Origin of the sequence: Pedobacter sp. Hv1 (assembly GCF_001412215.1) — a bacterium.
In the GTDB taxonomy this organism is placed as follows: Bacteria; Bacteroidota; Bacteroidia; order Sphingobacteriales; family Sphingobacteriaceae; genus Pedobacter.
The window spans coordinates 582,764-594,502 of record NZ_LLWP01000001.1; the positions used below are offsets into that span (position 1 = coordinate 582,764).

At 36.9% G+C, this 11,739-nt stretch carries 11 protein-coding genes; 1 reads left to right on the forward strand and 10 read right to left on the reverse strand.

The window, feature by feature from the left end; genetic code table 11:
• Positions 1-41 precede the first annotated feature (41 nt).
• The 8 genes from AQF98_RS02755 to dctA all read right to left on the reverse strand — a co-directional run bounded on the left by AQF98_RS02755 (position 42) and on the right by dctA (position 8,936).
• Positions 42-464, reverse strand: coding sequence for a lipocalin family protein (locus AQF98_RS02755; protein ID WP_055130382.1), 423 nt, complete (start codon positions 462-464; stop codon positions 42-44).
• Positions 465-547: 83 nt separating this feature from the next.
• Positions 548-2,932, reverse strand: a complete 2,385-nt coding sequence (locus AQF98_RS02760; protein WP_055130383.1) for a ribonucleoside-diphosphate reductase subunit alpha — start codon at positions 2,930-2,932, stop codon at positions 548-550.
• A 158-nt stretch (positions 2,933-3,090) separates the two neighbouring features.
• Entirely contained in the window at positions 3,091-4,062 is a 972-nt protein-coding gene (locus AQF98_RS02765) for a ribonucleoside-diphosphate reductase small subunit (RefSeq protein WP_055130384.1), read from the reverse strand.
• Positions 4,063-4,508: 446 nt separating this feature from the next.
• Positions 4,509-4,895: a septal ring lytic transglycosylase RlpA family protein gene (locus AQF98_RS02770; RefSeq protein WP_055130385.1), complete on the reverse strand. Its 387-nt coding sequence runs from the start codon at positions 4,893-4,895 to the stop codon at positions 4,509-4,511.
• Between the two features lie 174 nt (positions 4,896-5,069).
• Positions 5,070-5,477, reverse strand: coding sequence for a hypothetical protein (locus AQF98_RS02775; RefSeq protein ID WP_152969618.1), 408 nt, complete (start codon positions 5,475-5,477; stop codon positions 5,070-5,072).
• 245 nt (positions 5,478-5,722) lie between these two features.
• Complete coding sequence (locus tag AQF98_RS02780) at positions 5,723-6,202, reverse strand: methionine-R-sulfoxide reductase (RefSeq protein WP_055130387.1); 480 nt, start codon at positions 6,200-6,202, stop codon at positions 5,723-5,725.
• Between the two features lie 280 nt (positions 6,203-6,482).
• Positions 6,483-7,355, reverse strand: a complete 873-nt coding sequence (gene sucD, locus AQF98_RS02785) for a succinate--CoA ligase subunit alpha (RefSeq protein WP_055130388.1) — start codon at positions 7,353-7,355, stop codon at positions 6,483-6,485.
• A 306-nt stretch (positions 7,356-7,661) separates the two neighbouring features.
• Positions 7,662-8,936, reverse strand: coding sequence for a C4-dicarboxylate transporter DctA (dctA, locus tag AQF98_RS02790; RefSeq protein WP_055130389.1), 1,275 nt, complete (start codon positions 8,934-8,936; stop codon positions 7,662-7,664).
• Positions 8,937-9,162: 226 nt separating this feature from the next.
• Between dctA and AQF98_RS02795 the strand changes: the two genes are divergently transcribed.
• Positions 9,163-9,585 carry a hypothetical protein gene (locus AQF98_RS02795; protein WP_055130390.1) on the forward strand — a complete coding sequence of 141 codons (423 nt, stop codon included), beginning with the start codon at positions 9,163-9,165 and terminating at the stop codon, positions 9,583-9,585.
• A gap of 174 nt (positions 9,586-9,759) precedes the next feature.
• Here the strand turns inward: AQF98_RS02795 and AQF98_RS02800 are convergent, their stop codons facing one another.
• Positions 9,760-10,599, reverse strand: a complete 840-nt coding sequence (locus AQF98_RS02800; RefSeq protein ID WP_055130391.1) for a cyanophycinase — start codon at positions 10,597-10,599, stop codon at positions 9,760-9,762.
• A gap of 31 nt (positions 10,600-10,630) precedes the next feature.
• Positions 10,631-11,731 carry a cyanophycinase gene (locus AQF98_RS02805; protein WP_055130392.1) on the reverse strand — a complete coding sequence of 367 codons (1,101 nt, stop codon included), beginning with the start codon at positions 11,729-11,731 and terminating at the stop codon, positions 10,631-10,633.
• Between the last annotated feature and the right edge of the window lie 8 nt (positions 11,732-11,739).

Genomic DNA, 11,739 nt, shown 5'->3' on the forward strand with positions numbered 1-11,739 from the left:
CCAGAACCTTTACATAATAATTAGAATCTTAAGTGGTTGAGCTATTGCAATAAAAATACAACGTACGTATAACCACTGCCCGAAGCTACTGGTATGTAATACTTAAGCTGGTCTGCTGATGCTTCGGCTAATGTATATTTCACTCCCTTGATTACGATTTCTTTATTGACAACACTATACGTGCCTGTTGTTGTTTTTTCTTCAGTAACCTCACATTTTTCAGTGCCATTATCTATTTTAAAAGTTCCATCGGCATTAAAGTTATACAAATCGTCTTTCTGACAGTCGGTAACAGCTTGGTACAGAACATCACCTTTAGGGTTTGTGCTTGTATTTTTATCTTGTAAAGCCCTTTTCCAGGTTTTGCTCAATAATGGGTCTGTTTCTTTATTTTCTTTTTTACAAGCCGTAAAAATACTAGCAGTGATGATTAAAAGCAGGATTGGCAGTTTATATTTTTTCATGGCCCTAAAATATCAAAAAAAAACTTTGACAGTTATAAAAAAACTGCCAAAGTCAATTGTGTTAAGTAGTATGGTTAATGAGATTAACCTGAGCAGCTAATGCATCCATCTTCCATTGAGCAAACTGGCCCATCGGTAATTTCTTCAGCTACTTGGTCTTGTGCAATTGTATCTGGAATAACTGCTTCTATTGCTTTACCACCTTGGTTTTCTACCGTGAACTTAACAGCTTGCGAAGCCGCTTGTGTACGTAGGTAGTACATACCTGTTTTCAATCCTTTTTTCCAAGCATAGAAGTGCATTGAAGTTAGTTTTGAAGTGTTTGGGGCATTGATAAACAAGTTTAGCGATTGCGATTGACAGATATAGGCACCTCTATCGGCAGCCATATCGATGATGTTACGCATTTTAATTTCCCAAACTGTTTTGTATAATTCTTTGATATAATCAGGAATTTCTGCAATGTCTTGAATTGAGCCATTGGCCAAGATAATTCTGTCTTTCATGGCTGGTGTCCACAAGCCTAAAGCAACTAGGTCTTTCAATAAATGTTTGTTTACCACTACAAACTCTCCGCTCAATACTCTTCTGGTATAGATATTTGAAGTGTATGGTTCAAAACATTCGTTGTTACCCAAAATCTGCGAAGTAGAAGCAGTTGGCATTGGTGCTACCAATAATGAGTTGTATACGCCTGTTTTAACTACACGTTTGCGTAAGCTTGCCCAATCCCAACGGTTACTTGATGGCGTTACGTTCCATAAGTCAAATTGGAATTTACCTTTAGATAAAGGCGAACCCTTAAAGGTTTCGTAGGCACCATTTTTCACAGCTAGATCAGCTGATGCTGTCATTGAAGCAAAATAGATGGTTTCAAAGATATCTTTATTCAATTCTTTAGCCGCATCGCTCTCAAATGGTAAACGCATTAAGATAAATGCATCGGCCAAACCTTGTACACCTAAACCAACTGGGCGGTGGCGGAAGTTAGAGTTTTGTGCTTCAATAACTGGGTAATAGTTATGATCGATAATTCTATTTAAGTTTAAGGTGGCCTGATAAGTTACCTCATATAATTTTTGGTGGTCGAACTCACCGTTAATTACAAATCGTGGTAAAGCCAATGAAGCCAAGTTACATACCGCTACTTCATCTTTAGAAGTATACTCGATAATTTCGGTACAAAGGTTAGAGCTTTTAATGGTACCTAAATTTTGTTGGTTAGATTTGCTATTTGCAGCATCCTTATACAATAGATAAGGGGTGCCTGTTTCAATCTGCGCATCTAAAATAGCGAACCAAAGTTCTTGCGCTTTAATTGTTTTACGGGCTCTACCTTCTTTTTCGTAACGGGTATAGAGCTCATTAAATTCTTCACTATGGCAATCTGCTAAGCCTGGTGCCTCGTCTGGAGAGAATAAGCTCCAATCGCCATTGTCTTCTACACGTTGCATAAATAAATCGCAGATCCAAAGTGCATAGAACAAATCGCGGGCACGCATTTCTTCTTTACCGTGGTTTTTACGTAGATCTAAGAAAGCAAAGATATCAGCATGCCAAGGCTCAATATAAATGGCAAATGCACCTTTACGTTTACCTCCACCTTGATCTACATAACGAGCAGTATCATTAAATACTTTTAGCATTGGTACAATACCATTACTGGTGCCATTTGTACCACCAATATAAGCACCTGTTGCACGGATGTTATGGATACTTAATCCAATACCACCAGCACTTTGAGAGATTTTAGCGGTTTGTTTTAAGGTATCGTAAATTCCTTCAATACTATCATCTTGCATAGTTAATAAAAAGCACGATGACATTTGAGGTTTAGGTGTAGCTGCATTGAACAAAGTTGGGGTAGCATGTGTAAACCAACGCTCGCTCATTAAGTTATAGGTTTTGATTGCACTTTCGATATCTTCTTTGTGGATACCAACGGACACCCGCATAAATAAATGTTGTGGGCGCTCTACAATCTGACCATTTACTTTTAACAAGTAAGATTTTTCTAGGGTTTTAAAACCAAAATAATCAAAACCAAAATCTCTATCGTAGATAATTGTACTATCTAAAATATCAGCATTGTTCTTGATCACTTCCCAAACGTCATCAGCAATTAATGATGATGGTTTATCTGTTTTAGGATCGATATAGGTATATAACATTTCCATCGTTTTGGAGAACGACTTCACTGTATTTTTATGCAAGTTAGATACCGCAATACGCGAAGCTAACAAAGCATAATCTGGATGTTTGGTAGTTAGGGATGCAGCCGTTTCTGCCGCAAGATTATCAAGTTCTGAAGTAGTAACACCATCATATAAACCTTCAATTACCTTCTTGGCAACGTCTATAGGGTCTACTAATTCTGCATTAAAACCATAACATAACTTCTCAATACGAGCAGTTATCTTATCAAACTTCACCGCTTCTTGGCGGCCATCTCTTTTTATTACAAACATACTTTAACAGATTTGAGATTTGGGATATGAGACTTGAAACAAATCGCACATCTTAAATCTTATAATTAACTTTTTACATTTTGGTAAAAAAGACCCCTAACCTTCTATTTTTACCTGTTTATTTCTTTCGGCTTTAAGCTTTTAACTTTCTGCTTTCTTTAAAAATCGTCGTCTAGTGAAAAAGCCGAAGCTTTGTCTTCTGTAGAGGTTAACACTCCACTTTTTTGGTAATCGCCTACTCTTTTTTCAAAGAAATTGGTTTTTCCTTGTAGTGAAATCATTTCCATAAAATCGAATGGATTGGTAGCATTGTATATTTTGGCATAACCTAGTTCAGCTACCCATCTATCGGCTACAAACTCGATATATTGGCTCATTAGTTTGGCATTCATACCAATTAAGGCAACTGGTAAAGCATCGGTAATAAATTCTTTCTCAATTTCTACCGCATCTTTGATAATCCCATGAACCGCTTCTTGGGTCAACTTGTTTGCCAACATACTGTACAATAAACAAGCAAACTCGCAGTGCATTCCCTCATCTCTAGAGATCAGCTCATTGCTAAAGGTTAAACCTGGCATTAAACCACGTTTCTTTAACCAAAAAATAGAGCAGAAACTACCGCTGAAGAAAATTCCTTCTACCGCAGCAAAAGCAACTAAACGCTCGGCAAAATTTCCATTATCGATCCAACGCAATGCCCATTCTGCTTTTCTTTTTACTGCCGGAACAGTATCAATGGCATGGAACAAACGATCTTTCTCATCTGGATCTTTTACATAAGTATCAATCAGCAAAGCATAGGTTTCTGCATGGATGTTTTCCATCATAATTTGGAAACCATAAAAACAACGTGCTTCTGGCAATTGAACCTCACTCATGAAGTTTACGGCTAAGTTCTCATTTACAATACCATCACTGGCAGAGAAAAAGGCTAGAATATGAGAAATGAAATGTCTTTCACCGCTATTTAAGTTATCCCAATGTTTCTGATCGTCTGATAAATCAATTTCTTCAGCCGTCCAAAAACTTGCTTCACTCTTTTTGTACATCTCCCAAATCGCAGGATATTTAATCGGCAAAAGAACAAAACGATCCTTATTTTCTCTTAGTAGTAACTCTTCTTCCATAAGTTCAATTTTTTTTAACGTTTAGAAATTTTTATCGGTTATTCCCATTTTTAAAATCTGGGCCGGATGCCCTTTATTCTTCAAATAATGTCAAACCCCTTAACCTAAAAGCTTTAGCAAAATCCAGCCGCCAACAAATACCATTTAGTTTTAGAATGTTGAAAAACGCTGATTTTTTGCAGGTTTTTAATTAACTAAATATTAAGTACTTAAATAATATTAGGAGTGGATTCTTTTAAAGAACTTTGTTTAACAAATATAGAAGTTGAGGGATTTTTTGAGCTACAAAGTTGTTAACATGTTGTGAAATTGAAGGCCATTTTTCATCAGAATTCTGTCAGAAACAACATCAAAAAAAGCTAATTATTTCTTTTTAAGGACTTACAGAATCAAAACGAGTGTTAATAATTTTAAAAACAGAAGTTGTAACACCAAAAACGTACAACTTATAGGGGTTGAGCATAAGAGATTTCTACCTTGGCATAACCGAGCTTATAAATGCCTATGGCCTTGGCTGCTGAGCTTGAAATATCTAACGAAAACTTCTTGCTAAATGGACCACGATCGTTCACTCTTACCTCTACTGTTTTTCCGGTTCTCAAGTTTTTAACTTTTACAATAGTACCAAATGGAAGGGTACGATGTGCTGCTGTATATTTTTTGCTCCTATACCTTTCTCCACTTGTTGTTTTTCTACCTTCAAATTTTTTGGCATAATAAGTAGCAAAAATAGTTTTTACAACGGTATCAGGTTCTTTTGTAGGTACTTGTTGTGCTTTTGCAGCGAAAGAAGCAAGGCAAATGAACAGTAAAAGTTTCAAATGAAATTTCATATCGTTTTGATCAGCGGAGGGCAAATATACAAAATCATTTTTTTATGCCTTTTTTGTATTGATTTTTGGTGTGAATAACCATGCAAAACTAGCGCAACAAAAGAGATTCTTGATTCTTCACGGACGATAATAATTAAAATACTTGATGAATTTGAAGGATTGACACCATTAACATTAGCTGTTTTTTAAGAACAATTTACAACCTAAATCGAACCAACTTTGGTTTTGATCAATAAAGATAATTTCGACATTAGAGTTTTCACCTCTAAAACCAACACCAATATTTGTTGGTATTTCATTACCATACTTCTTCTTAAAAACTTCCTGAAGATCAATATTATGACCATATTTAGCACAATAAACTGCAAACAGCACTAAACCTCTGGGATCTTCACCAGCATTTAGGTACTTGATCAGGCCCAATGCTTCATAGACAGACACTTTTTCTATAGAGTTGTCTTCATTAGTATCATCATAAATAATATCTTCTGGCAATTTAGGTAAATTATAAAAATCAGCTAATTGTTGAAAAGCCATTTCTGCCTGTTCAACAATAGGTACATCTGCATTTTGAATTGCCACCAACATTTCAGAAAGTCTTTCATCTGAATTAACCCATTTTTGAAAAGAATCTATCTTATTTTTTTCATGCGGTTTCTATCTTCTTCAATTCGGGAAGCAATTTATAAATTAATGACCCAAGATACAGTTAACAAATTAATATATTTTACCCTTTTTAATCATTAAAAGACCTTCATGTTTTACCAATTTTAAGTTAAAAAAAAGCCCCAACTTTCGTTAGGGCTTTTCCTTATTTTTCAATGCGCTTATTTCTTATCCGGAACAAAATTCATAGAAATAGAATTGACACAATGACGGGTGTTTTTAGCAGTCAATCCTTCGCCAATAAATACGTGCCCTAGGTGTGCATTGCAATTGGCGCATACAATTTCTGTACGTTGTCCATCAGCATCCGGAATACGCTTTACCGCCCCTTTAATTTCATCATCAAATGCTGGCCATCCGCAATGCGCATCAAATTTCGAATCTGACTTGTATAAAGCGGCGTTGCAACGTTTACAGGTATAAGTTCCTTTTTCATTAAACTTATCATATTTACCAGTCCCTGGATATTCTGTTCCTTTACGAACAATTACATCTTCTTCCTCTTTTGTTAATTTATTGTATTCCATTTTCTTGGTGGTTTTAGATGGGGTTGTTTTTTCTGCTTGTTGCGCACAGGCTACAAAACTTGTTACAACTAACAGGCTTAATGCCATTAATGTTTTATTGATCATCGATTTCATCTGTTGTCTATTTTATTAGCTATATACGCTTTGTCGCGAGATTAGGATTTTCCTTACAAGCTTTACACAAATATAATCATTTATCAGCTTCTGATTTTCATGTGGGCGTCAATGTTTATAGTCCGAAAGTCAGAAGTCTCGAGTCTTCATATTTCACCACCAAGACACAAAACCCAATTCCCTTGGTGCTTCTTAGTACCTTTGTGGTTAAAAAAAATGCTCGTAAACAAAAAAGCGTCCTACAAATGCAGAACGCTTTCAAAAATATATTTGATTAAAATTATTTCTTTAACAAATTAGCCATTGCTTCGCCAATTTCTGCAGGACTTTCTACTACAGTAATTCCACACTCAGCCATGATTTTCATTTTAGCAGCAGCAGTATCATCAGCACCACCAACAATAGCACCAGCATGACCCATTCTACGTCCTGGAGGCGCAGTTTGACCAGCAATGAAACCAACAACTGGTTTAGTACCATTTGCTTTAATCCATAATGCAGCTTCAGCTTCCATACCACCACCAATTTCACCAATCATGATGATACCTTCAGTTTCTGGATCGTTCATTAACAATTCTACCGCTTCTTTAGTCGTTGTACCAATAATTGGGTCTCCACCAATACCAATCGCAGTTGTAATTCCCAATCCAGCTTTCACTACTTGGTCTACCGCTTCGTAAGTTAAAGTACCTGATTTAGAAACTACACCAACTGTACCTCTTTTGAAGATAAAACCTGGCATGATACCAATTTTAGCTTCGTCAGCAGTAATAATACCCGGACAGTTAGGACCGATTAAACGACAATCTCTACCTTTGATATAAGATTTTACAGCAATCATATCCTTAGTTGGGATACCTTCTGTAATACAAACAATTACTTTGATTCCACCTTCAGCAGCTTCCATAATTGCATCTGCTGCAAATGCAGGTGGTACAAATATAATAGATACGTTAGCACCAGCTTGATCAACAGCATCTTTAACCGTGTTAAATACAGGTCTGTCCAAGTGTGTTTGACCGCCTTTACCAGGTGTTACCCCGCCAACAACGTTTGTACCGTAAGCTATCATTTGTTCAGCATGGTAGGTACCTTCATTACCAGTAAAACCCTGAACAATTACTTTTGAATCTTTATTTACTAAAACACTCATTATATCTATTTTTTTGTGTGCAAATCTAAGTTAATTGAAATGCATTGTCAAATGCAAAAGACAGATAATTTGTTTAATCCTGATTTATTTACATAAAATCGTTTATTGTTTAACTTGATCTAAGATTTGGAAAGCAATGACACTGGTTCTTCGGCAATTTTAGTCCCGCTCTCGTTACTGCCACCACCAACCACACCATGCTCTCCTTGGTGGCATCCACTAAATCGGGTTTATTTAACAAAATTGGTAGTACTTCGCAAGCTGTAGTCTCTGCTAACTTAAAATTGTGAACTGACAACTGTTAACTTAAAAGTGATCTTCCTCAGCTTTTTCAATGGCTGCTGGTTGTATTGCTTTCAAATATTTCTCTTGATCAAACTCATTTTCGCTCTTGGCAATCACGATGGTGGCAATACCATTGCCGATCATGTTGGTAATGGCTCTTGCCTCGCTCATGAAACGGTCTACCCCCAACAGAATAGCAATGTGCTCTACTGGCATAATCTTCAATGCCGTAAGTGTACTGGCCAACACAATAAAACCACTACCGGTTACTCCTGCAGCACCTTTTGAGGTCACCATCAACACCGCCATAATAGAAAGCTGTTCGCCTAATGACAGGTCTATATTAAAAACTTGGGTCAAAAAGATCACTGCCATTGCCAAATAAATGGCCGTTCCATCCAAGTTAAAAGAATAACCCGTAGGGATAACCAAGCCTACTACAGATTTGTCACAGCCAATGTCTTCCATCTTTTTCATCATACTTGGCAGCACCGACTCTGATGACGAAGTGCCCAGCACAATTAAAATTTCTTGACGGATATACTTCAAATACTGCCACAGACTAAATTTATAATAATGACATATGGCATGCAATACCACAAAAATGAACAAGAAACAGGTTAAATAAACCGATCCCATTAATTTCATCATGGGCAATAGAGTACCCAAACCATATTTACCTACACTAAAGGCCATTCCACCAAAAGCACCTACTGGAGCTACACGCATCACCACTTTCATAATGTTGAACAAAACCTTAGAAATCTTATCAAAAGTGCTCAACAGCGATTGTCCCTTATCTCCCAATTTACTTAAACCATAACCAAACAAAATGGCAAAAAACAAGATCTGCAAGATTTCACCTTTGGTAAAGGCTTCGAAAATATTTTTAGGAATGATATGGGCTATAAACTCTAACCAATTGATCTCTCCGGCTTGTGCAGTATAGGTTGCTATTTTGGCAACATCGCCCTCTGGCACTTTTACACCAACCCCAGGTTTTAAAACATTGGCAACAAACAAACCAATGGCAATGGCCAAAGTGGTTACAATTTCGAAATACAATAAGGCCTTACCACCCACACGACCTACTTTTTTCATATCGCCCATGTGGGCAATGCCCAAAACAATAGTGAAAAATATAATCGGGGCAATTAACATGCTAATCATGTTAATAAAGCTTTTACTAATTAACTCGGCATAAGAAGAAAAACCTGGATAAAATACGCCAACTAAAATGCCTAAGGCAATGGCGACTAAGACTTGGAAAGTTAAATTAGATAAAACTGATTTCATTCATGATTAAATTAAATTGAAATATAGAACTAATTTCTTTTATCGAAACTATTTTTAAGCAAATAGCAAAAAAAACATCAACATTAGATAAAATAGCGCTAGTTGCAATGAGATACCCAGTGCAAGCGTTATACATGAATAGCGTATAATTAAATGATTGACTTTAGCTCAATGACTTTACACTGCTTACTAATTGTTATCTTTACCCCAATAAATATCATTTGAAATGAAGAAATTGAAAATCGTTGTGCTCCTTTTAGCTTGCTTAACTTTAACTATTTACGCCTGTAAAAAAGAAACGCTTAGCGATCAACAGTTTGTTCAAGAACATTTTGTTGGCAAATGGCCATTAAAATCTAGGGTATCAATCGAAGTTAAAAACAAGGATACCGTAAAGAAAGACACCATTCGCTTCTCTCCAATTGATACCTTGGTGTTTACTGCAGATGGCAAATACACCAAAGGGCTTATTTCTGCCGACTATAGTATTGATGCTGCCGGAGAAAACCTTACCATTGCTACCACCCCAGCCGTAAACTGGCATATTGAGTTCTTGAGAAAAACAAGCATTGTTTTAACCCAAAGGAGAACAAAAACCGTTGGCGCTGATATATTTACATATTATCTCGAGGAGAATTTAGTGAAGTAGTTGGGAATAGTATTAGTGTATTAATTGGTTAATTGGTTAATTGTTTAATTGACTAATTGTTTAACTGGTTAACCGTAAATTGCCAACTGATAAACCGGAAACGGCTAATTGGTTAATTGTTCTATCGTTTAATTGGTTAACTGTTTAATGTCAACTGAAAACTACCAACTGGAATCAGGGTTTAATTGGTATCACATCACCTGCAGTAAATACACCAAATTCTGCTTGGTTAAATTTCAATAGTCCTTTTTTGGTTTTTTGTAAGTTTTTCGGATTGGCCATTCTTATTACCTGACTTTCACCGGCTACAGTTGCTTTATCGCCATGCACAATAATGGCAGTGCTTTCGTCAATGCCTACACAAACCAAGTCTGGATGTGCAGCCAGTGCAGAAACCAAACGGTTGTACCTGTTGCGTTTTAAAAAATGTTGATCGATGATGGTATGTTGCAATAAGCCCAAACCTTCAGCAAACTCAATGTTTTTATCCCACAATTTATTAAACGTTTCTTTATATATTGTGTCTAATAATTGTGTACCTGTGATCATGTATTTACTCATTACCGCAGCACCTGCACTGGTACCTGCAATGGTTGCGCCATTGTTATAGGCTTTATGGATGGCCGTATAAACAGGTGTACCAATTACCACTTTCATGAAACGACTTTGATCGCCACCCAAAATATAGATCAGTTTTGCACCTGCTAAAGAGTCAATCCATTTTTTATCATTTACATCGTGTTTACTGAAATTAAAATTGCGCATCTGATGGTTGGTCATTTTTTTCAACTGCGTGGTTAGAAACTCAAAACCTGCATCGGGTGCTTCGCTAGACATCGGGAGCACAATAATATAATCTTTGGGTTTTAAGTTAGCTGTATTGAGCATTTGCTGCATCAAAGCATCAGACCGATCGCCACCCCCAATAATAAACAAGTTACCTTTTGTGGTGTTTTGTGCTTGCAAGGTCACTGCAAGCATTACACCTAGCGTAATTAAAAATATCTTCTTCATGTTTCGTTTAATTAAAATCCATAACGAATTACTATTGTAGTTTTTTGGTTAAAACTCCATTTTCTATAAACCACCAATACGATTTACCACCTGTAGCCTCATTTAAATTAAAGTTGGCTACATTAAAACTTCCACCACCATTAACCGCAGCCTGAATTTCGTAAACGGCAACCGCCTGTTCTCCATCCTTCCATGTTACAGGCATATTGGCTATAAACTGTTCGGGCTGTTTGGATGCATCAGAAACTAAAAAGTAAGCATAACTGTAAGCTCTGGTACTCGAAAAATCACCAAAAACCTGTGCCTTACCATTTACATCAATACAAACTGCTGTACGTTCATCGACAGCGATGGCCTTTGCGGCTATTTTCCAATCTTTGTTAATCCTTCCCAAAAACACCATTGATCTCCCTTCACGTCCTCTCGTTAAATAATGCTGATCGGTGATGACATTTTGTAAAAAAGGGGCTTTTAAAAAATCGTTGTTATAGAGCGTAACATTTGCATCATAGGGGTTTGCCAATGCTGTTGCAGAAGTAATGCCACCTGTTTCACCACTATAATACAAGCCACCTAAAATGGCACAACCTGCACTGGTTCCACCTACTGGTGCTTTTTTCTCGGTCAATAAATAGTTTAATGCTTTATCTACCTTGGTTCCTTTCCAAAAATTCATATAATCAGACTGATCGCCACCTGCAATGAATACCATTTCGGCATTGCGAATGATATAAGCTACGGTATCATTGTTGGCCAATTCTCTACTATTGATCAATAACGTTTCCACAGAATTGACACTCCCTAAACCATTTACATAGGGATTGTAGGCATCTGTTCCAGTAGCACGGAGAATTACCACGTCGCCACCTCCACTTCTGTCAATCATCCATTTAAAGGCCGCATCTACATCCGTACCTCCACCCATGAGTACCATTCCGCCATTTACAGGCTTTACCACATTACTCGTATCGCCAATAATGCCAATAGACGCTGGTCTTTTTTTAGCTACTGGTATTGGAGTAACTGGTGTTCCACCCCCACCCGGCTTTGCTGGTGTTGGATCGCTAGATTTACCACAGCCTATTGTTGAAATACAGCAGGTGATCAACAAGATTAAAATGAATTGTTTCATAAAGTAAT